The organism is Pseudomonas rosaeacicularis, from assembly GCF_057128745.1.
On sequence record NZ_JBSKHT010000011.1, the window covers coordinates 184,402 to 205,592 of the forward strand.

Sequence of the window (21,191 nt, forward strand, 5' to 3'; positions counted from 1 at the left end):
TAGCGAGGCGGCATACCCGACACTGCGCAGCGCGGCTTCTCGCCAACAAGTTGGCTCCTACAGAAAACATCGATATTTAATTCCCTTCCTGCTGCCCGTCACTCACTTCGGGCGGCACGTCGTCGCCTGCCATGCGCTTGCGGAACAACGCGGTTCTGGCCAGCAGCAGCGTTGTGACCGGCACGGTGATCGCCAGCAGGATCGGAATCAGCCACGCGTGGATGACAGGGCCGGACTTCAGGCCCGAGAAATACACGATCGAAGCCAGCGCCACGCACCAGGCGCCCAGGGTCGAAGCGAGGGCGGGAGGGTGCATGCGCTGGAAGAAATCTTTCATGCGCAGCAAACCGATTGCACCGGTCAGCGCGAAGAGACTGCTGAGGACCAGCAGGGCCGCAGTCAGCACTTGTGCCCAGAACGGCACAGCGTCCACGCCATTCATTCGATCACCTCGCCACGTAGCAGGAATTTGGCCAGCGCGAACGAGCCGACGAAGCCGAACAGCGCGATCAACAGCGCCGCTTCGAAATAGGTGTCGCTGGCATAACGAATCCCCAGCACCAGCATCGTGAGCATCGCCAGGATGTATAGATAATCCAGCGCCAGTACCCGGTCTTGCGCGGACGGCCCCTTGAACAGGCGAATCAGCGTCAGCACCATCGCCATCGCGAAGATGAACAGGCTGACCAGGATTGCATTGGCAAGCAGGGCGCTCATTGGAAGATCTCCATCAACGGGCGTTCGTAGGCCGATTTGAAGTGCGCGATGAAGGCCGCCTCATCGTCCAGATCAAACACATGCATCAGCAGTACGCTGCGGTCCAGCGCCAGCTCCGACCAGACAGTGCCCGGCACCACTGTGGTGATCATCGACAGCGCTGCCAAGCCATTGGCGTCGCGCAGGTCCAGCGGGACTTTGACGAAGGCCGAACGCGGCGGCTTGTGGCCGGCGCGCCAAACTGTCCATGCCACCGACAAGTTGGACACAATCACGTCGCGCCCCACCACAAAGAACAGCTTGAGTGCCACGCCCGGTTTGCGCATCCGCACCGGCAACGGTCGCAGTGGCGCGAACATCAGCGGCGCCAGGAAGGCCAGCAGGGCGCCGAGCAGCACATTGCCCGGGCTGACGGAAAGATTGAGCACCAGCCACAACGCCCACAATGACAGCGACAGCAGGGGCGCCGGAAACAATCGCTTCATGGCGACACCTCCGGACTCAGGCTGGCGGGGCCGGGCAAAGTTTTCGTGGCCATCACCGAAAGCACGTATTGCCTCGGATCATGCAGCGCGGCGGCAGTGTCCTGGGTGTAGTGCAGCAACGCCTGAGCCTTGAACGTCATCACCATGCACAGCCCGAGCAGGATCGCGATGGGCAGGCATTCATAGCGACGCAACAACGGCGCCGGGCGCTCGTGGGGTGTCCAGAAGCGCTGAATGCCGATGCGGGCGAACGACAGCAACGCTGCCATCCCGGAGAAAATCAGCAGCGCGATCAGTGCCCAGCTCGCAGCACCAATGGCTTCGTCTTGAGCGACATCCAGGCCCAGTGGATTGAGCAGGGCACTGATCAGCGCCAGCTTGCCGAGAAATCCCGACAGGGGCGGCAGTCCGATAATCAACAGCGCGCAGACCACGAAGCTCAAGCCAATAAACGCCATCGTCCACGGAATCACTTGGCCGACCACCGCTTTTTGTTCGTCATCCAGGTTCGTGCCCGGCACAGGGTGCAGCGCCTCCATGGCCTTGGGCAACTGGTCAGCGTCGTCCTCAAGCGGGATCTCGTTGGCCGAACGCGAGCGTTCGACCAGCTCGGCCAGCAGAAACAACGCACTCAATGCCAGGGTCGAGCTGACCATATAGAACAGCGCGCCGGCGGTCAGGCTCGGCTGGGCAAAACCGATCGCCGACAGCAGAATCCCCGCCGACACCAGAATGCTCAGGCTCGCCATACGCTCCAGACGTTGCGCGGCGATGATCGACACGGCGGCCACCAACAACGTCGCCATGCCGCCGTAGATCAGCCAGTCGTCACCGAAGAACGCCGAGGCACCCGCTTGCCCGGAGAACAGCAGCGTCCACAGACGCAACAGGGTGTAGGCGCCGACTTTGGTCATGATCGCGAACAGGGCCGCAACCGGCGCGCTAGCCGCCGAATAGGCTGGCACCAGCCAGAAGTTCAGCGGCCACATCCCGGCTTTGGCCAGGAAAGCGACGGCCAGAATGGCAGCGCCTGCGTGCAGCAGTCCCAAATCCTTGTCGGCCACCAATGGGATTTTTACCGACAGATCCGCCAGATTCAACGTGCCGGTGACGCCGTAAATCAGCGCCGCTCCGATCAGAAACAGCGAAGACGCCAGCAAGTTGATGGTGATGTAGTGCAGGCCCGCCGAGACCCGCGCGCGTCCGGAGCCGTGCAGCATCATGCCGTAAGAGGCAGCCAGCAACACCTCGAAGAACACGAACAGGTTAAACAGGTCAGCGGTCAGAAACGCGCCGTATAAACCCATCAGCTGAATCTGGAACAGCGCATGGAAGCTGGCACCGGCCCGATCCCAGCGTGCCATGGCAAACAGCAGCGCGCAGAAAGCGATGATCCCGGTGAGCACCAGCATCAGCGCTGAAAGGTGATCGACCACCAGCACAATGCCGAACGGCGCTTCCCAGTTACCCGGCAGGTACACGCCAATGGAGCCGGTGGTGCCGGATTTTTGCACCCACATCATCAGCGTGACTGAAATCGCCAGGCCCAGCGCGGTGGACGCCAGGTTGATCTGCGCCTTGAGCGGGCGGTGTTTTTCCCCCAGCCAGAGCATCAAGGCCGCGGTAAGGACAGGCAGCAGAATCGGCGCGACGATCAGTTGATTCATCCACGTCATTCGCTGGACTCCCGACCGTCCACATGGTCGTTGCCGGTCAAGCCGCGTGACGCCAGCAACACCACCAGAAACAGCGCGGTCATGGCGAAGCTGATGACGATCGCGGTCAGCACCAGCGCCTGTGGCAGCGGGTCGGTGTAATTGAGCAGGTCCTGGGGCACGCCGTTTTTGATGATCGGCTCTTTGCCGATAAACAGGCTGCCCATGCTGAAGATGAACAGGTTGACACCGTAAGACAGCAGGCACAGGCCCATGACCACTTGAAAGGTCCGTGGCCGCAGAATCAGCCAGACGCCCGAGGCCGCGAGGATTCCAATGGCAATGGCGATGACTTCTTCCATCAGACAGCTCCTTGCACGTTGATAGGTTTAGGCAGCGACGTCGGCCGATGGCTGCGCACGGACTGGTGCGCCAGCGCGGTGAGGATCAGCAGCGTCGAACCCACCACCACGGCATACACGCCGATGTCGAAGAACAGCGCGCTGGCGACATGGATATCGCCTAGCAGCGGCAGGTTCAGGTGTGCTGTGTGGGTGGTCATGAACGGATAGCCCAGCACCATCGAGCCGATCCCGGTAGCCAGTGCAAAGAACAGCCCGGTGCCCATCCAGCGCAGCGGACGCAGACTCATCTGCGCTTCGACCCACTGGGTGCCGGCGACCATGTACTGCAGGATGAACGCCACCGACATCACCAGGCCTGCGACAAAGCCGCCGCCGGGCTGGTTGTGTCCGCGCATAAACAAATACATCGAGACCATGAAGGCCACGGGCAACAGCAAACGCACTAGCACCGCCGGGACCATCATGAAACCCAGCGCCGTGTCGCTGGCGCTGCGCGGGTTGACCAGATCGGTGACCACGTCCCGCGCGAGCAAGCGTTGTTGCGCCGGCAGCGGGATGCTTTCCTTTGGTGGGCGAAAACGCCGCAGCAGGGCGAATACGGTCAGTGCTACCACCGCCAGCACGGTGATTTCGCCGAAGGTGTCGAAGCCGCGGAAATCCACCAGCATCACGTTGACCGTGTTGGTGCCGCCGCCCAGCGCCAGCGCGCGACTGAGGTAAAACTCGGATATGGCGTTGGGCGTGGGTCGCGTCAGCATGGCGTAGGACAACAACGCCATGCCGCCGCCAACGCCCAGGGCAAGGACGAAATCGCGAATCCGCCGGGCGCGGGCTCGATTGCGCGAGCGCGGGCCTTCGGCGTTTTCGTTGCGTCGCGGCAGCCAGCGCAAGCCGAGCAGAATCAGTACGGTGGTCACTACTTCGACCACCAATTGGGTGAGGGCAAGGTCCGGCGCGGAAAACCAGACGAAGGTGACGCAGGTCATCAAGCCGCAGACGCCGACCATGGTCACTGCTGCCAGACGGTGATACTTGGCTTGCCAAGCGGCGCCGATGGCGCAGGCGATGGCGATTAGCCAGAGAATCACGAACACGCCGGAGCCCGGAATCTTCGGCCGGTCACCCCAAGTCAAGCCGCTGGAATACATCGGGATGAAGCCTGCGACCAACGCGGCGAACACCATCAGAAACAGCTGCGCCTGCAAGCGGCGCGTGGTCAGCAACCGCTCGAAACGCTGCGCCAAGCGCATGAATATCACCAGCGAACGCTCGAACAGGCGCTTGCCGTTCAGGCGCGATACCAGCGGCGGCCCGTTGAAACGTTCACGCTTGAGCGGTTTGCGTAGCAGCAGATAAAGCACGATCCCTGCGCCCATGGCCACCAGACTCATGATCATGGGTGCGTTCCAGCCATGCCAGATCGCCAGGCTGTATTCGGGTAATTCTCCGCCCACCACTGGCTGCGCGGCTGCGGCCAGCAAGGGACCGACCGATTGCGCCGGAAACACCCCGACGATGAGGCAGGCCAATACCAGAAACTCAACCGGGGCGCGCATCCAGCGTGGTGGTTCGTGCGGGGTGTGCGGCAGGTCGGTGGCTTTAGGGCCGAAAAACACATCCACCGTGAAGCGTAGGGAATAGGCGACGCTGAAAGCCCCGGCGATCGTGGCGATCACCGGCAGGGCCATCTCGACCCAATCGGTGGCGCTGATGAACACCGTCTCGGCGAAGAACATCTCTTTGGACAGAAAGCCGTTGAGCAGCGGCACACCCGCCATGGAAGCGCTGGCGACCATCGCCAGCGTCGCGGTGTAAGGCATCAGCTTTATCAGCCCGCTGAGTTTGCGGATGTCTCGGGTACCGCTTTCGTGGTCGATGATCCCTGCAGCCATGAAGAGGGACGCTTTGAACGTGGCGTGGTTGAGGATGTGAAACACCGCCGCGACGGCAGCGAGAGGGCTGTTGAGCCCCAGCAACAAGGTGATCAGCCCCAAATGGCTGATGGTGGAATAGGCCAGCAGGCCTTTGAGGTCGTTCTGGAAAATGGCCGAGTAGGCGCCGATCACCAGGGTGCAAGCCCCGGCACCGCTGACGATCCAGAACCACTGCTCACTGCCGGACAACGAGGGCCAGAGTCGGGCCAGCAGAAATACCCCGGCCTTGACCATGGTTGCCGAGTGCAGATAAGCCGAGACCGGTGTCGGCGCCGCCATCGCGTGGGGGAGCCAAAAGTGGAAGGGGAATTGCGCGCTTTTGCTCAGTGCGCCAATGAGAATCAGCGTCAGCAATACCGGGTACAGCGCATGGGCGCGGATCACGTCGCCCGATGCCAGTACGCGGTCCAGGTCATAGCTGCCGACCACGTGGCCGAGCAACATCATGCCCACCAGCAACGCCAGACCGCCTGCGCCGGTGACCATCAGCGCCATATAAGCGCCGCGTCGCGCATCGGCCCGGTGGTGCCAGTAGCCGATGAGAAGGAAGGAGAAAACGCTGGTCAGTTCCCAGAAAAACACAATCTGGATCAGATTGCCGGACAGGACCAGCCCGAGCATGGCGCCCATGAACGCGAGGAAAAAGGAGAAAAAGCGCGGCACTGGATCGTTCGGTGACATGTAATAGCGGGCGTACAGCGAGACCAGGGTGCCGATGCCCAGCACCAGCATGGAAAACAGCCAGGCAAAGCCGTCCAGGCGCAGCGAAAAGTTCAGGCCCAGGCTGGGCAGCCAGAAGAACTCTTCGCGGATTACCCCGCCGTGGGCAATCTGCGGATACCACAGTGCCACCTGAACCGCGCCGATCAAGGCGATCAGGCCGGCCAGAATGGATTCACTGTTGCGGGCGTTATGCGGTAGTACCGCTGCGATACAGCTGCCAATGAACGGCAGAAGCAGTAGAACTATCAGGGACATAGGCTTCTAATCTGCGGAGAAATGTCAAGGATCATACGTGGCACATCCGGGATCACCAAATGCCAAGGTGTCGCAGAATCCTACAAAGAACAACGCCTTTCACTGTAGGAAATTTCCATGGGGGCCACTGCGCAGCCCATCGTCGGCAAACGGAACGCCGCCCGGCCGAACTCCTAGGCCCTCCGGGCAGAAGCAGCGTTGCGATAGTCTGATGGATCAACCGGCCCTGTTGGATTTTCGTTGCGTCAGGTGCAACCCAGGCGTCTGGATTTGGGGCCGCTGCGCCCTTGTCATGAGAAAGACAGTTGCTACGCCCGTTGGTCAGAAACGGGATTGCGCAAGCCTCACTCCTGCAAAGTGCGACGTTCAGTCGTTTGGCGGCCGTCATCATTTAGGCGACAATGCCCGCCAGTTTTTGGAGCCACTTATGACTGAATCCATCGAACGCCTTTCTGCCGATGCCGTCCTGGACGCCAGCGGCCTCAATTGTCCTGAGCCGGTGATGATGCTGCACCAGAAGATCCGCGACCTGCACGCAGGGGGCTTGCTCAAGGTCATCGCCACTGATCCTTCCACCCAACGCGACATACCCAAATTTTGTGTGTTCCTGGGCCACGATTTGATCGAGCAAAACGCAGCCGACGGTGTGTACCTGTACTGGATTCGCAAAAAGCAGGATTGACCGCCCCGCGACGCGTCAGAAAAATCCACAGCTAGGGGGCAGCCCGCCCACGTCCCGATTCTCTGAGCGGTCGCACTGGCCCGTCGCGGCGCCAGCGCCTACACTGCCGCGACTTCAGGGAGCCCATCATGCGCATAGTTGCTGACGAAAACATTCCACTGCTCGACGCCTTTTTCGAAGGGTTCGGCGAAATCCGCCGTTACCCTGGCCGCACCATCGACCACGCCGCCGTGGCCGAGGCAGACATCTTGTTGGTGCGCTCAGTCACCCACGTCAGCCGTGAGCTGCTTGAAGGCAGTCCGGTGCGTTTCGTCGGTACCTGCACCATTGGCACCGATCACCTTGATCTCGATTACTTCGCCCAGAGCGGCATTCAATGGTCCAGTGCACCCGGCTGCAATGCCCGTGGCGTGGTGGATTATGTGCTCGGCAGCTTGCTCACCCTGGCTGAAATCGAAGGCGTGGACCTGCGCCAGCGCACTTACGGTGTGATCGGGGCAGGGCAAGTTGGCGGGCGCCTGATCACGGTGTTGCGCGCATTGGGCTGGAACGTGCTGGTCTGCGATCCGCCGCGTCAGGCGGCGGAAGGCGGGGATTACGTCAGCCTGGAAGAGATCATCCAGCATTGCGATGTCATCAGTTTGCATACGCCGCTGACCAAATCCGGCGACCTGCCGACCTGGCACCTGTTCGATCGCGCGCGTCTTGAACAACTGAAGGAAGGCACCTGGCTGATCAATGCCGCTCGTGGGCCGGTGGTCGACAACAAAGCGTTGCGCGAAGTGTTGCTGGCTCGCGAGGACCTGCAAGCGGTGCTGGATGTCTGGGAAAAAGAGCCCCACGTTGACGTCGAACTGGCGGAGCTGTGCGTTATTGCCACGCCGCACATTGCCGGCTACAGCCTCGATGGCCGGCAGCGCGGTACCGAGCAGATTTATCAGGCGCTGTGTGCGCACTTCGGCACAACACCTGAACTACGCCTGATTGATCTGCTGCCCAAACCCTGGTTGGCGCAGGTGACGCTGGATGCAGAGACTGATCCGATGTGGGCGTTGAACATGTTGTGTCGTGGTGTGTATGACCCTCGGCGCGATGACGCTGACTTCAGGCGCAGTCTGGTGGGCAGTGCCGACAGTCAGCGACTGGCCTTCGATGCCTTGCGCAAACATTACCCGCCCCGCCGGGAGATCGAAGGTTTGCCGGTCAGCCTCAATGGTGAGTCCGAGGCGTTGCGCCAGATCGTCACCGCTGTGGGCGGCGTAGCTCTGTAGGAGCCAACTTGTTGGCGAGGCGGCCGAGGGGATGGATCTGTCTTGACGCTTGACGCCTCGCGAACACGTTCGCTCCTACAGATTTGGGCAGACAGAAAAAACCCGGCACGCGGGCCGGGTTTTAAATGAGGTGTCGCATCAATCTTGTTTTTCAGGTTTGACCCAGGCCTTCTCGCACTCCTGACACGCGACCTGCACCATTTCCTCGGTAATCAGAACTTCTCTGCCGTCCTCGTCGAGGATCGCGCCCCCGACATTCAGGTTCGGGTTGGCTTGGACCGCGGGTACGTGATTGCTGCTTTCATGCAAGCTCATGGCCTGTCTCCTCATCAGGTTTTGCGCTTTGAAACTACTTTACGTTTGATGACCGCACCTCAACGTCTGTTGGCGCTTCAAACATTAATTCAGTTCACCAGAATTGCCGGAAATCCACCATCCCGGCATTAGATCAATCGTGTCTAGCGAGCCTGCCGTGCGGTCATAACTCAACTGACTGAGTTAATTTCTTCGAGTTCAGCGCAAGCCGACGAGCGTGTCTTGCTCTACGGGGTGTAGGCTCTGCGTTCGAGTCATTTTCCAGGGCAGTCCTCGTTATGGTTTCAGTGCTTTCCGGTCGCCAGCGCCATGCCATTCGTCTTGCGCTGCGAATGATCGCGCCTTACCGCAAACAGGCGATTGGCGCGCTGGTGGCGCTGATCGTCACGGCTGGCATCACCCTGTCCATGGGCCAGGGCATTCGGTTGATGGTGGATCAGGGTTTCATGACGCGCTCGCCCACCTTGCTCAACGAAACCATTGGCCTGTTCATGTTGCTGATTCTGGCATTGGCCATCGGCACGTTCGCGCGGTTTTATTTGGTGTCTTGGATAGGCGAACGGGTAGTGGCAGACCTGCGCAAGCAGGTGTTCGATCATCTGGTTAACCTGCATCCCGGCTTCTATGAGAACAACCGCAGTTCGGAGATCCAGTCTCGGCTGACCGCAGACACCACGTTGTTGCAATCGGTGATCGGCTCGTCGCTGTCGATGTTTCTGCGCAATGCGTTAATGGTCATCGGCGGGATCATCCTGCTCTTTTTCACCAACCCCAAACTCACCAGCATCGTGGTGGTGGCGCTGCCGCTGGTGGTCGCGCCGATTCTGATCTTTGGCCGTCGCGTGCGCAGTTTGTCGCGGGAGAGCCAGGACCGGGTGGCCGATGTTGGCAGCTATGTGTCCGAGGCGCTGGGCCAGATTAAAACCGTGCAGGCCTATAACCATCAGGCGCAGGACAAGCAGCGCTTCGGCAAGACCGCCGAAGTTGCCTTCGAGACCGCGTGCAAGCGGATTCTGCAGCGCTCATGGCTGATTACACTGGTGATAGTGCTGGTGTTGGGCGCGGTGGCCGTCATGCTTTGGGTGGGCGGCATGGACGTGATCGCCGGGCGCATCTCCGGCGGCGAGCTGGCGGCGTTCGTCTTTTACAGCCTGATTGTCGGCAGTGCGTTTGGCACCCTGAGCGAAGTGATTGGGGAGCTGCAACGCGCAGCGGGTGCGGCCGAGCGTATTACCGAATTGCTGCAGGCGCGCAGTGAAATCACCGCACCGACCAGCAATCTGCTGCAATTGCCGGCGCGGATCAGCGGGCATCTGGCTCTGGAAAACATTACGTTCGCCTATCCCTCGCGGCCTGAGCGCAATGCCATTGATGGCCTGAGTCTGGTCATCGAACCTGGGGAAACGGTGGCCTTGGTCGGCCCGTCTGGCGCAGGCAAATCAACCTTGTTCGACCTGCTGCTGCGATTTTACGACCCGCAGCAGGGGCGGGTGCTGATTGAGGGGCTGCCCGCTGATCGCCTGGACCCGCTGGACTTGCGGCGCTGCTTTGCCTGGGTTTCGCAGACCCCGGCGCTTTTTTTCGGCAGCGTTGAGGACAACATCCGCTACGGCAATGCCAACGCCACCCTCGAGCAGATCGAGGCCGCAGCGAAGATCGCTCATGCCCACGAATTCATTCAGCAGTTGCCCAAGGGTTATCAGACCCATCTGGGCGACAGTGGCATGGGTTTGTCCGGCGGCCAGCGTCAGCGACTGGCGATTGCCAGAGCGTTGCTCGCCGATGCGCCGATTCTGTTACTGGACGAGGCGACCAGCGCGCTGGATGCGCAAAGTGAACACTTGATTCAGCAGGCGCTACCGACGCTGATGCAAGGCCGCACCACGCTGGTGATCGCCCATCGGTTGGCGACGGTGCAGAACGCCGATCGCATCGCAGTGATCGATCAGGGCCGTTTGATGGCGGTAGGCACGCATCAGCAATTGATCGCCAGCAATCCGCTGTATGCGCGGCTCGCGGCGCTGCAATTCAATCAGGGGGTGGAGGAGGTGGTGTAACGATTGCGCAGTTTGATTCTGCGCGGTTCCTGTAGGAGCCAACTTGTTGGCGAGACGGCCAATGCGGTGCGTCAGGCAGAACGCCTGGCGAACAAGTTCGCTCCTACAGACATGCAATGCGCTTATTGGTCTGTTTGACACACCGCATTCGCAGCTTCGCGGGCAAGCCTCGCTCCAACAACTATGTCAGTGGTACTCACACAGATATGCGGTGTCGACTTCGACTTTCAGCTGGAATTTGCTTTCGCCCGGCACTTCAAAGGATTCACCGGCGGCGAAGGTTTTCCAGTCGCTGCTTTCCGGCAGTTTGACGGTCAGCGAGCCTGAGACGACCAGCATGGTTTCAGGTTGGGCGGTGCCGAATTCGTATTCGCCCGGAGCCATGACGCCAACCGTCGCGGTTTTGCCTTCAACAGGCGTGAACGCGATGGACTTGACCGTGCCGTCGAAATATTCGTTGACCTTGAGCATGAGGGGTCTCCTTGAAAGGGCTGGAAAGGGCCCGACAGTATGCCGAACGTACAAAAGGTCGTCATCCGCTTTGATCAATGCGTCACGGTCTGGCAGGAATGATCAGCGGCAGCAGCCTTGCCGTATTGCGCGCATCGTTCAGGGCGCGATGTTGCTGACCGTTGAAGTGCATGCCCGCCAGTTGCAGTGCACCGTTCAGGCCGGGGGCCTTCTGCAACTGGCGCGCCTGGGCAAAACGCTGCTTGAGATTGAGATGGGGAAAGGTGCCCAGCGCGCTGGTCATTTGCTGTTCGCGCCACTGCACTTCGAGTTGCAGCCGGTCGTAGTCACCCCAGCTAGCCCATCCGTCCAGCTTGTTCTGGTGATGCCCCAGCCAGCGTTCGAACATCGGCCAGACCACACTGAACGGCGCGGCACTGTCGATATTGCTCTGGCTGATGTGGGTCAGTTCCTTGCAGAACGGGGTCAGCAGCGGGCGACGCTGGGGTCGCACGAAGCGCTCGAAATGGTCCACCTCGCGCCCGTCCCGATTGACCACAGTGGCGCCGATTTCGATGATTTCCATTTCTGCTACCGGCCAACCGCCTTCTTCGGTGGTCGCCTCCAGATCAATCACCAGCCAGTGCGCCATGTCGAACTCCAATTTCAAGCCAGTACGCAATGGACTGGAGCGTAGTCATATTCGGCGCGTGCCGTCCAACCGCAACGTGGTAATCGCATCTGTAGTCCATGAATGGGACTCACCGGGGTGGAGATGATTTCGCCTGAGACGGATTTTTTGTCCGGCATCCGCTAACCCACCGTACGAATGAGTAAATGCCGTACGAGTGGCTAAATAGAGGGAAAGTTAATTTGCACTTATTTGATCGTTGTCTAATTGTGTCGAAACGCCTAGCTTAGCGAGACTCGATTCGCCAGAGGTGCTTTGTCTTGAGTTCTACGCCCGTGCGGATGCCTGCTAAACCCGCTTCCATGACCCTGTTCCACACTCTGATTCTGGCGTCTGCGTCGCTCTGGGCGTGTCCGTCAGGCGCGGCTCAAGTGGTGCGCATTGGTGCAGCGCATTTTCCGCCGTATGCGATTCGGCCTGAGCGCGGGGAAAAGTCCGGCCTGCTCGCTCAAATGATCACGGCGCTCAATGCCATGCAAAGCGACTTTCAGTTCGAAATGGTGCCGACGTCGATCCCTCGCCGGTTCAGGGATTTCGAGCAGGCGCGCTTTGACATGGCGATTTTCGAAAACCCCGATTGGGGCTGGAAAGGTATTCCCCACGTTGCAGTCGACATGGGCCTGGAAGACGCGGAAGTGTTCGTCACCCACCGGATCAATGGTCGCGATCAAAGCTACTTCGATCAACTGGAGGGTAAACGTCTGGCCTTGTTCAACGGGTATCACTATGCGTTCGCGCAGTTCAACGCTGACCCCAAATACCTGAGTGATACCTACAACGCGACGCTGACGTATTCCCACGACAGCAACCTGTTGATGGTCCTGCGTGATCGGGCCGAGATCGCCTTGGTCACTCGTTCGTATTTGAGTACTTTTTTAGCGGCCAACCCTGGCGAGGGGAATGAATTGCTGGTGTCGGAACGAATCGATCAGGTTTACCGGCACTTCGCACTGCTGCGTCCGAACGCTCCGATTACCGGCGCCCAGTTCAATGCGCTGCTGCAACGGCTGCGTGACGACGGGCAAATGTTCAAGATCTTCCAGCCGTTCCGGATTGCAGTGATCCCGCAAGCCAGTCATCGGGCCATGGCGTTTGATCTGGATCGGGACTAGAGAAAGCGTGATGCAGGAGCGCGCTTGACCTCGATGTTTTCTGCCAGACATATGAATGTCGATTGGTAGATCATCATCGCGGGCAAGCGCGCTGCTACCGTTGGAAAATTATCGATTAGCGATCCCGCGCTTCCTTGGCGTCCATTTCTGCATTGCGCTCATGGACGCGCTTGAGTTGTTCGTCGGTGAGGGGCAGTTTCTTCGCCGAATCTTTCAGCATCAACAGGCCACCGACGATCGAACCGATTGCAATTACTAGAATTAACCAGGCATACCAGGGCATTTGGGCTTTCCTCTTGTGATACCAGTTGGAGCAGCGAAGCTGTCCAGTGGTTCAATTGTAGGTGCCCGACGGGCCCGCGTCGTGGCGCGGCCCCGTTTTCCTGGGTGCGAAGGCCTGCGTTTCAAAGTCCGGTGAGCATCGCGTCGGCAGGCGCGGCGGCGCGAGAGTGGGCCGTGAGGAAGAAGTAAACGAAGCCCCCCGCCATGAACGCCAGGAAGATCAAGCCGATCAGGGCGTTGAACCACGCCATGGCGATCAGGCAAACCACCGCCAGCACCAGTGCGATGCCCGGCACGATTGGGTAACCCGGTGCGCGGAAAGTACGCTCCAGCAACGGTTCGGTTTTACGCAGTTTGAACAGGCTGAGCATGCTCATGATGTACATGACGATGGCGCCGAACACCGCCATGGTGATCATGGCCGCGGTCAGGGTCATGCCGCTCAGGTTGATCAGCCCATCGCTGTAGATCGCGGCGATACCGATGATGCCGCCGGCGATGATTGCGCGGTGCGGCGTTTGAAAGCGCGACAGTTTGGCCAGTGAAGAAGGCAGATAACCGGCGCGCGCCAGGGCGAAGAACTGACGCGAGTAGCCAAGAATAATCCCGTGAAAGCTCGCCACCAGACCGAACAGGCCGATCCAGACCAGCATGTGCAACCAGCCAGAGCTTTCGCCGACCACGGTTTTCATCGCTTGTGGCAGTGGGTCGTTGATATTCGACAGGGTGCGCCAGTCGCCAACGCCACCTGCGAAGAACATCACGCCCATTGCCAGCAGTACCAGGGTGATGATGCCGCTGATGTAGGCTTTGGGGATGGTGCGCTTGGGGTCCTTGGCTTCTTCGGCGGCCATCGCTGCGCCTTCAATCGCCAGGAAGAACCAGATCGCGAACGGGATGGCTGCAAACATCCCGGAGATCGCGCCAGGGCCGAAGCTGTCTGAACCGGCCCAGCCGTTCAGGGCGAAATTACTGAAGCTGAAGGCCGGGGCAACTACGCCCATGAACACCAGCAACTCCAGCACGGCGAGCACGCAGACCACGAGTTCAAAGGTGGCGGCGAGCTTCACGCCCAGAATGTTCAGCGTCATGAACACGATGTACGCGCCGACCGCAGCATGCTTGGGGTCCAGGCCCGGGAATTGAACGTTCAAGTAAGCGCCAATGGCCAGGGCAATGGCCGGCGGAGCGAACACGAACTCGATCAGCGTCGCCAGCCCGGCGATCAATCCGCCTTTTTCACCGAAGGCTCGGCGGCTGTAGGCGAACGGTCCACCAGCATGAGGAATGGCGGTGGTCAGCTCGGTGAAACTGAAGATGAAGCAGGTGTACATCGCGGCGACCATCAGTGAGGTCACCAGGAAACCGAGTGTCCCGGCGACGCCCCAGCCGTAGCTCCAGCCGAAGTATTCGCCAGAGATGACCAGCCCGACGGCGATCCCCCACAAATGCAGCGTGCCCAGCGTGGGCTTTAGTTGCGTATTCATGCGTCTCTCCCTGGATTCATTGATTCATCGGGCATCCCGCTGCAGTGGTCATGCCAGCACGTGGCGGGTATGTCGTTATGTTTCAAAAGCCGTCGCTTGCAGAACGTTTGTTGCAGAATGTAAGCGTAGACGAGCAGGATTGGTGCGCGGGATGCTCGCCGGGAGTGCGAAAAGACACGGTATTTGTTGGAGCGAGGCTTGCCCGCGAATTCGATGTCATGAGTGATAGATCCGTGGTGCATGTACCAAAGCCTTCGCGGGCAAGCCTCGCTCCAGCAAGGTCGGGATCGCGCATTTACCGATTACCGGCCCCCGCGCGCCGACATGTTCGGCTACAATGCGCGCCGATTTCGACTTGCCAGAGAACCCGCTCATGTCCGTCTGCCAGACCCCCATCATCGTCGCCCTGGATTTCCCTACCCGTGAAGCCGCGTTGAATCTGGCCGATCAACTGGACCCCAAGCTGTGCCGGGTCAAAGTGGGCAAGGAGCTGTTTACCAGTTGCGCATCCGACATCGTCGAAACCCTGAACAGCAAGGGCTTCGAAGTGTTCCTGGACCTCAAATTTCACGACATTCCCAACACCACCGCCATGGCGGTCAAGGCGGCAGCGGAAATGGGCGTGTGGATGGTCAACGTCCACTGCTCCGGCGGCCTGCGCATGATGGCGGCCTGCCGTGACGTGCTGGATCAACGCAGTGGCCCCAAACCACTGCTGATCGGCGTGACCGTGCTGACCAGCATGGAACGCGAAGATCTGGCCGCCATCGGTCTGGATATCGAGCCTCAAGAGCAGGTTTTGCGGCTGGCTGCTTTGGCACAGAAAGCGGGAATGGACGGTTTGGTGTGCTCGGCGCTGGAGGCCCAGGCGCTGAAAAGCGCGCACCCTTCGCTGCAACTGGTGACGCCGGGGATTCGCCCGGCCGGCAGTGCGGTCGATGATCAGCGCCGCATCCTGACACCGCGTCAGGCGCTGGATGCAGGCTCCGATTATCTAGTGATCGGTCGCCCGATCAGCCAGGCGGCTGATCCGGCAAAGGCGTTGGCGGCGGTGGTGGCCGAGTTGGCGTAAGGCAGGCCACCCGGTCCTGTAGGAGCCAACTTGTTGGCGAGAAGGCGCTTCGGTATTCCTGATATGCCGTCTCGCGAATAAATTCGCTCCTACAGACTTTAAAATCCGCTGCGCTTCAAAATCGCCTCCATGCTCTCCTTCGACGGTCGCCCATAAAACTTCAACAGCTCCGAAGCCCGGTTGGTGAAGAAGCCGTCAACGCCGTGGCTGCTGATTTCCTTGAAATCCACCTCGTCATCGACCGTGTACGGATGCACAACCATCCCGCGATCGTGGGCCATTTTGTTCATCCACGGCTGCACCAGATCCATATAACTCTGATCGCCGCCGTTCTTCAGCGCCGACGCTGGGCCCGTGCCCACCGCACCGTGCTCTTTGGCCCAGTCCATCCACGCAGCAAATTCCTCTTTTGATTTCACCTGTTGGCCTGCGTAAAACGTCGCTTTGTCCTTGGCGCCCGAGGTTTTGAACGTCGCATCGGAACTGGCCTGAATCGAGCCGTCACCCAACCACAGCAGCAAGACTTTCGGCACGTTCGGCATGCTTTTCTGCAGTAATTCCAGGCTTGGTTTCTCGAATGTCTGCAGCACCACGCGGCCCGGTATGTGGGCGGTGTTGACGTAGCCTTTCTCGGCAGCCGGACGCTGACTCAACCAGCCCCGTTGTTCGAGCTTCTTCTGCAGATCCGCTTCGATGCCGGGAAACTGCGCCGGGACTTTGGTTTCGATGTACAGCCCCGGCTTGTTCTTGCCGCCTTCGGCGATGTCTATCACTTCATCCAGGGTCAGGATCTTCAGCCCAGCGTAGCTGGCGCGCGCGCGATCCGGATACGCTTTGTTGAACCACGAACCTGCGTCCAGACGCTTGATCTCTTCCAGGGTGAAACTGCTCAGCAGCTGCTTGGCGCGGTCCGGATACACGTCGGCAACGTTGGTGGTACGTTCCAGCGTGTCATCGTGTAGCGCGATCAACACGCCGTCCTTAGTGCGCTGGATATCCATCTCCAGATAGTCAGCGCCCAGCTCCCGGGCCAGCGTGTAGGAGGGGATTGTTTCTTCCGGCGCATTGAACGACGCGCCCCGATGAGCAATGACCGCAGGCCACGGTACGCCGATTTTCTGTGCAATGGCTTTGCCCGGTTCGTCGGCGGCGACTGCCAATGCGGACGACAACATCACACCGGCCAGTGCAGCAGTGCTGAGCGTTCTGGAAATTCCTTTCAACATGGTTTCAACGTTCCTTATGTACATGATGGTGTCATGACGGGACACGACTTCGTTCAAGTCAGCGGCCCAGGGGATAAGGCAAAGCATTATCAGCTACGCCACCTGCGGGCAACCCGCATGTCGTTGTGGGTGAGAATCTGTCGCTGGGAATGCGCCTGCCGAATGCTTGAGGCAAAGCCCTGTTCAGGTTCGGCAAAATGATCGTCAGGTATCGAGCGGGCTGATTGCAGTTTGCAGTCCTGAGTGTCACGGCCTTGAATGAAGACACGTTGTCGGGTGTGTGACGGTTTTGCTTATCAACAGTTCTTTGGCGAGTCGTTCCAAATCCTTAAGGGGTCTTGTGCCGATATAACGTGAAATTTGCACGTTCGACCTGCCCAACCGCTCTAACTCGCGCTACTGTCTGCCCATCATTTTTTCTGCGGAGCAGGGCAATGTCAGCGACGGTTTTGGTGTTGGTCGAGAGTGTGAACGAGTATTTGCCGATTCTTGAGGCCAGCGGGTTCCGACTGATTCTGGCGCCCACGCCGGCTACGCGCGCTGAGGCGGTGGCAACCCGGGGTGATGAGATCACGGCGGTGCTGACCCGAGGGCCATTGGGGTTCTTCGATGAGGAAATGGCAGCGCTGCCCAAGCTTGAGATCATTTGCGTGATCGGTGCTGGCTACGAGCAAGTGGATTTGCCAGCGGCAGAGGCCCGGGGCATCACCGTGACTAATGGTGCTGGGGTCAACGCGCCGACGGTAGCAGACCATGCGATGGCGCTGCTGCTGTCGATGGTCCGCGACATTCCCCTGGCTGACGCATCGGTACGCCGCAGCGAATGGCGCAAGGTGACGCGACCGACTTTCGCCGGTAAACGCATCGGGATTCTCGGCCTGGGCTCGGTAGGCATGGCCATCGCCAAGCGTGCGCTGGGTTTTGACATGCAGGTGAGTTACCACAGCCGCAAACCGCGCACCGATGTCGATTTCGAATATTGCGAGACGCCGCTGGCGCTGGCCCAGGCGTCGGATTTTCTGATTGTCGCAACGCCGGGCGGAGCAGGCACGCGGCATCTGATCGACAGCGCAGCGCTGGACGCTCTGGGGCCAGACGGTTTCATCGTCAATATCGCCCGCGCCAGCGTGATCGCCACTGACGACTTGATCCAGGCGTTGCAGCAAGGGCGCATCGCCGGAGCCGCGCTGGATGTGTTCGACGACGAACCACAGGTGCCGGACGCGCTGAAGACCTTGAACAATGTCGTGCTGACGCCTCATGTGGCGGGCCTTTCCCCGGAAGCATCACGCGGGACCGTGCAACTGGTCGCCGATAACTTGCTGGCCTATTTTGCGGGCGAACCGGTGCTGACGCCGGTGCACAGTTGATTGTGATTTCCCATCCTGTCGTTCAATAAAAACAAGGAACCCTTTATGTCCATATCCCCCACGTTGAAAGTCGCACTGGTCACCGGTGCCGGCAGTGGCATTGGTCGCGCCGTCGCTGAGCAACTGCTGCAAGATGGTTTCGCCGTGGTGCTTGCCGGGCGCCGGATCGAACCGCTGAATCAACTCGCTGAACAGGCCAAAGCGGCGGGCCAACAGGCGTTGGCGGTGTCCACCGATGTGCGTGATCCGGCCAGTGTCGAGGCGTTGTTCGCGCAGATCGAACAGACTTTCGGGCGGCTGGACGTGTCGTTCAATAACGCAGGGATTGGCGCACCCGCAGTGCCGATGGATGAGTTGTCTTTCGAGCAGTGGAAGAACGTTATCGACACCAACGTGACCGGGGTTTTCCTGTGTGTGCAGGCAGCTTTCGGTCTGATGCGTCGGCAGGTGCCGCAGGGCGGACGGATCATCAACAACGGCTCGATTTCATCGCACACGCCCCGTCTTTTCAGCTCGCCATACACCTCCAGCAAGCACGCGGTGCTGGGGCTGACCAAAAGCACAGCGCTGGATGGTCGCCCATACAACATTGCGTGCGGGCAGATCGACATCGGCAACGCGCTGACAGAAATGACCCAACGCATGACCCAAGGCGTGCTGCAGGCCAGCGGCGAACTGGCGGTGGAACCCACCGTTGATGTGCGCCACGTCGCAGAAGCGGTGAGTTATATGGCAGGGCTGCCGTTGTCGGCCAACGTGCTGAACATGACCGTGATGGCCAGCAGCATGCCGTTTGTGGGGCGCGGTTGACGCGGTGATCGACGACCCTTGGGCACGACGGCAACTTATTGGCGAGCTCACGGATACTTGGCGTAGCTAATTACCAACAGACCCGTGGGAGCGGACCTGTCCGCGAATAGGCCAGTACATTCGCCATATGTGCTGCGCCTGATACATCGCTTTCGCGGACGGGTCCGCTCCCACATGGGATCTGACGCGCTGCTGTTTTTTCGGCCTGACGCACACACTCTGTTGGCGAATGGGCGGCACTCCGAGTTGCCCGAAGCGAGCGCCTCGTTTTTATCTGACACTGCGCGTCGTTAGCTTCGCGGGCAAGCCTCGCTCCAACACGGGGCGGGCCAACTCCGTTGTTCCGTCCAAAACCCTGTGGGATCTGTCCAAACCGCAGCGCGGAAAACCGCCCACACTGGCGTCATTCCGATCACTGTTCATTTGAGGAGCACCCATGAGCGAATTCGTCATCGCACCTGTCGCCACCCCATCGCTGGCTGTCGAAGGCACGTCCAGTCGTTTTCCGATTCGTCGTGTGTTCTGCGTGGGCCGCAACTACTCCGAACACGCCCGTGAAATGGGCCACGACCCTGACCGCGAACCGCCGTTCTTCTTCATGAAGCCGGCCGATGCGGTCGTTCCCGCCGAAGGCAACATTGCCTATCCGCCGCTGACTCAGGACCTGCACCACGAAATCGAACTTGTCGTGGCCATCGGCAAAGACGGCGTCGACATCAGCCCGGAAAATGCCCTGAGTCACGTGTGGGGTTACGGCGTGGGTCTTGACCTGACCCGCCGCGATTTGCAGGCGCAGGCCAAGAAAATGGGCCGCCCTTGGGAGTTCGCCAAAGCGTTCGACGCCTCCGCACCGGCCACGCCGCTGTTGCCAGTGAGCAAGATCGGGCACCCCGCCAAAGGCTCGATCTGGCTGGACGTGAACGGCGAAAGCCGCCAGCGCGGTGATCTGTCCGATCAGATCTGGGCTGTTCAGGACGTCATCGCGTATCTGTCGCAGTCGGTTGGTCTCAAAGCCGGAGATTTGATCTACACCGGCACGCCAGCGGGCGTCGGTGCGCTGAAAAAAGGCGATGTGGTCACTGCCGGCGTCGAAGGCATCGCCGAGCTGACCGTCACCATCGGCTGATCCTCCTTGTTGGTGTGACACCCAAATCGCTTGGTCCGACTGCCGCCGTTGCCCTAACATGCGGCGGTCAGATCCGGCGATATCAGGTGTTTGAGCGATGACCAGTCAGTCCCGCATTCCCACGTACGGCATGCAACAACGCAGCGACCGCATGGATTTTTACATCCGTGACAAGTTGGGTCGCCCGGCCCTGACCTCGCCCCATCGCCACGAATATTTCCAGATCCAGATCAACCTCGGCGGCGATACCGTGCAGCACATCGGCGGCGCGATCCGGCCGTTTCCGCGCAACACCCTGGCGTTCATTCTTCCCCACCGGTTGCACGTGATTCCGCACCCTGATGACGGAAACTTCGTCGTGATCAACTTTTCCCAGGAATTTCTCCTGCAGCACTTGCAGTGCGATCCTATGGACCTGGAAGACATCGCCATGGCGAAGGCGCCGGAACTGGCGCCGTTTCGTTTTCAGGAACACCTTGATTTCATCTTGGATGATGAGGAATTCGCCAGGGTCGAGGCGCTGTTGGTGCAGATGCGTGTGGCGGATCGCTCGCGACAGCTGGGCAGTGGTTCAATTTTACGGGGCTATCTGTTGCAGCTGATCGGTATGGTCTGCAACGTGTTCGAAGCGCAGTTGCTGGCACTGGCATCCAGCAAGGCCGAAAGAAAAGGGCGCCGCGACGCGATGGGTCGGGTGATCGAGTACATCCGAACGCACATTGCCGACCCGGCCATGACCCTGACCGATGCGGCGGCTGCGGCGTTTCTCTCGCCCAATTACCTGACGCACCTGTTGCGCAAGGAAACCGGCAGCACGTTTTCCGAACTGGTATTCGAACGCCGCATGCGTCTGGCACGTACTCATCTAATGAACAGCGACACACCTTTGAGTCATGTCGCTGAAATTTGCGGGTTCGCCGATGAAGCGTATTTCTCGCGGCGCTTCCGCAAGGCCCACGGAGTCCCGCCGGGGCAGTTTCGGCGGGAGCAACGCTGAAAGACGGTGGGAGGAGCTTGCTTGCGATTGCTACTCGACGCCCAAGAGACGTAGCGCATGTATTGGCCGCCTCGCGAGCAAGCTCCCTCCTACAATGGGTCGGCAGTCC

General features: G+C 60.0%; 21 protein-coding genes. 9 read left to right on the forward strand and 12 right to left on the reverse strand.

Annotated features, from left to right (window positions below; translation table 11 throughout):
- Window positions 1-76 precede the first annotated feature (76 nt).
- Genes ACWKWM_RS16040 through ACWKWM_RS16065 form a run of 6 tightly spaced genes read right to left on the reverse strand, consistent with a single transcriptional unit; the run spans window position 77 to window position 6,134 of the window.
- Window positions 77-442, reverse strand: coding sequence for a Na+/H+ antiporter subunit G (locus tag ACWKWM_RS16040; protein ID WP_483847074.1), 366 nt, complete (start codon window positions 440-442; stop codon window positions 77-79).
- Window positions 439-717: a K+/H+ antiporter subunit F gene (locus tag ACWKWM_RS16045; protein WP_483847075.1), complete on the reverse strand. Its 279-nt coding sequence runs from the start codon at window positions 715-717 to the stop codon at window positions 439-441. The genes ACWKWM_RS16040 and ACWKWM_RS16045 overlap by 4 nt, the downstream gene beginning before the upstream one ends.
- On the reverse strand, window positions 714-1,202 hold the full coding sequence (locus ACWKWM_RS16050) for a Na+/H+ antiporter subunit E (RefSeq protein WP_483847076.1): 489 nt from the start codon (window positions 1,200-1,202) through the stop codon (window positions 714-716). Before ACWKWM_RS16050 ends, ACWKWM_RS16045 begins: the two co-directional genes overlap by 4 nt.
- On the reverse strand, window positions 1,199-2,878 hold the full coding sequence (locus tag ACWKWM_RS16055; protein WP_483847077.1) for a monovalent cation/H+ antiporter subunit D: 1,680 nt from the start codon (window positions 2,876-2,878) through the stop codon (window positions 1,199-1,201). The genes ACWKWM_RS16050 and ACWKWM_RS16055 overlap by 4 nt, the downstream gene beginning before the upstream one ends.
- On the reverse strand, window positions 2,875-3,219 hold the full coding sequence (locus ACWKWM_RS16060) for a Na+/H+ antiporter subunit C (protein WP_483847078.1): 345 nt from the start codon (window positions 3,217-3,219) through the stop codon (window positions 2,875-2,877). Before ACWKWM_RS16060 ends, ACWKWM_RS16055 begins: the two co-directional genes overlap by 4 nt.
- On the reverse strand, window positions 3,219-6,134 hold the full coding sequence (locus tag ACWKWM_RS16065) for a monovalent cation/H+ antiporter subunit A (RefSeq protein WP_483847079.1): 2,916 nt from the start codon (window positions 6,132-6,134) through the stop codon (window positions 3,219-3,221). Before ACWKWM_RS16065 ends, ACWKWM_RS16060 begins: the two co-directional genes overlap by 1 nt.
- Before the next feature lie 427 nt (window positions 6,135-6,561).
- On the opposite strand from ACWKWM_RS16065, the gene tusA reads away from it, so the two are divergent.
- Window positions 6,562-6,816 carry a sulfurtransferase TusA gene (gene tusA, locus ACWKWM_RS16070; RefSeq protein WP_483847080.1) on the forward strand — a complete coding sequence of 85 codons (255 nt, stop codon included), beginning with the start codon at window positions 6,562-6,564 and terminating at the stop codon, window positions 6,814-6,816.
- Between the two features lie 128 nt (window positions 6,817-6,944).
- Entirely contained in the window at window positions 6,945-8,087 is a 1,143-nt protein-coding gene (gene pdxB / locus ACWKWM_RS16075; protein ID WP_483847081.1) for a 4-phosphoerythronate dehydrogenase PdxB, read from the forward strand.
- A 138-nt stretch (window positions 8,088-8,225) separates the two neighbouring features.
- On the opposite strand, the gene ACWKWM_RS16080 is transcribed toward pdxB, so the two are convergent.
- The gene (locus ACWKWM_RS16080) at window positions 8,226-8,402 is read right to left on the reverse strand and encodes a PA1571 family protein (protein WP_483847082.1); all 177 of its coding nucleotides are present in this window, start codon (window positions 8,400-8,402) and stop codon (window positions 8,226-8,228) included.
- Window positions 8,403-8,680: 278 nt separating this feature from the next.
- Between ACWKWM_RS16080 and ACWKWM_RS16085 the strand changes: the two genes are divergently transcribed.
- Window positions 8,681-10,459, forward strand: a complete 1,779-nt coding sequence (locus tag ACWKWM_RS16085) for an ABC transporter transmembrane domain-containing protein (RefSeq protein ID WP_483847083.1) — start codon at window positions 8,681-8,683, stop codon at window positions 10,457-10,459.
- Window positions 10,460-10,645: 186 nt separating this feature from the next.
- Here ACWKWM_RS16085 and ppnP read toward each other — a convergent pair whose 3' ends face one another.
- Window positions 10,646-10,930, reverse strand: coding sequence for a pyrimidine/purine nucleoside phosphorylase (gene ppnP / locus ACWKWM_RS16090; protein ID WP_483847084.1), 285 nt, complete (start codon window positions 10,928-10,930; stop codon window positions 10,646-10,648).
- An 82-nt stretch (window positions 10,931-11,012) separates the two neighbouring features.
- The gene (locus ACWKWM_RS16095) at window positions 11,013-11,561 is read right to left on the reverse strand and encodes a 3'-5' exonuclease (protein WP_483847085.1); all 549 of its coding nucleotides are present in this window, start codon (window positions 11,559-11,561) and stop codon (window positions 11,013-11,015) included.
- Between the two features lie 341 nt (window positions 11,562-11,902).
- On the opposite strand from ACWKWM_RS16095, the gene ACWKWM_RS16100 reads away from it, so the two are divergent.
- Window positions 11,903-12,712 carry a substrate-binding periplasmic protein gene (locus tag ACWKWM_RS16100; RefSeq protein WP_483847137.1) on the forward strand — a complete coding sequence of 270 codons (810 nt, stop codon included), beginning with the start codon at window positions 11,903-11,905 and terminating at the stop codon, window positions 12,710-12,712.
- Between the two features lie 115 nt (window positions 12,713-12,827).
- On the opposite strand, the gene ACWKWM_RS16105 is transcribed toward ACWKWM_RS16100, so the two are convergent.
- Window positions 12,828-12,995 carry a DUF2897 family protein gene (locus tag ACWKWM_RS16105; RefSeq protein ID WP_483836037.1) on the reverse strand — a complete coding sequence of 56 codons (168 nt, stop codon included), beginning with the start codon at window positions 12,993-12,995 and terminating at the stop codon, window positions 12,828-12,830.
- Between the two features lie 121 nt (window positions 12,996-13,116).
- On the reverse strand, window positions 13,117-14,481 hold the full coding sequence (gene eat, locus ACWKWM_RS16110; RefSeq protein WP_483847086.1) for an ethanolamine permease: 1,365 nt from the start codon (window positions 14,479-14,481) through the stop codon (window positions 13,117-13,119).
- A 373-nt stretch (window positions 14,482-14,854) separates the two neighbouring features.
- On the opposite strand from eat, the gene pyrF reads away from it, so the two are divergent.
- Window positions 14,855-15,553 (forward strand): orotidine-5'-phosphate decarboxylase, encoded by a 699-nt coding sequence (gene pyrF / locus ACWKWM_RS16115; RefSeq protein ID WP_483836202.1) that lies wholly within the window; start codon window positions 14,855-14,857, stop codon window positions 15,551-15,553.
- A 98-nt stretch (window positions 15,554-15,651) separates the two neighbouring features.
- Here the strand turns inward: pyrF and ACWKWM_RS16120 are convergent, their stop codons facing one another.
- Window positions 15,652-16,779, reverse strand: coding sequence for a glycerophosphodiester phosphodiesterase (locus tag ACWKWM_RS16120; RefSeq protein WP_483847087.1), 1,128 nt, complete (start codon window positions 16,777-16,779; stop codon window positions 15,652-15,654).
- A gap of 434 nt (window positions 16,780-17,213) precedes the next feature.
- Here ACWKWM_RS16120 and ACWKWM_RS16125 point away from each other — a divergent pair, with 434 nt between their 5' ends.
- The 4 genes from ACWKWM_RS16125 (at window position 17,214) to ACWKWM_RS16140 (ending at window position 21,082) form a co-directional block, all read left to right on the forward strand.
- Entirely contained in the window at window positions 17,214-18,149 is a 936-nt protein-coding gene (locus tag ACWKWM_RS16125) for a 2-hydroxyacid dehydrogenase (RefSeq protein WP_483847088.1), read from the forward strand.
- 51 nt (window positions 18,150-18,200) lie between these two features.
- The gene (locus tag ACWKWM_RS16130; RefSeq protein ID WP_483847138.1) at window positions 18,201-18,959 is read left to right on the forward strand and encodes an SDR family oxidoreductase; all 759 of its coding nucleotides are present in this window, start codon (window positions 18,201-18,203) and stop codon (window positions 18,957-18,959) included.
- 436 nt (window positions 18,960-19,395) lie between these two features.
- A complete protein-coding gene (locus ACWKWM_RS16135) occupies window positions 19,396-20,085 on the forward strand; it encodes a fumarylacetoacetate hydrolase family protein (protein ID WP_483847089.1) in 690 nt (229 codons plus the stop codon).
- A 97-nt stretch (window positions 20,086-20,182) separates the two neighbouring features.
- Window positions 20,183-21,082 (forward strand): helix-turn-helix transcriptional regulator, encoded by a 900-nt coding sequence (locus ACWKWM_RS16140; protein ID WP_483847090.1) that lies wholly within the window; start codon window positions 20,183-20,185, stop codon window positions 21,080-21,082.
- The last annotated feature ends 109 nt before the right edge of the window (window positions 21,083-21,191 follow it).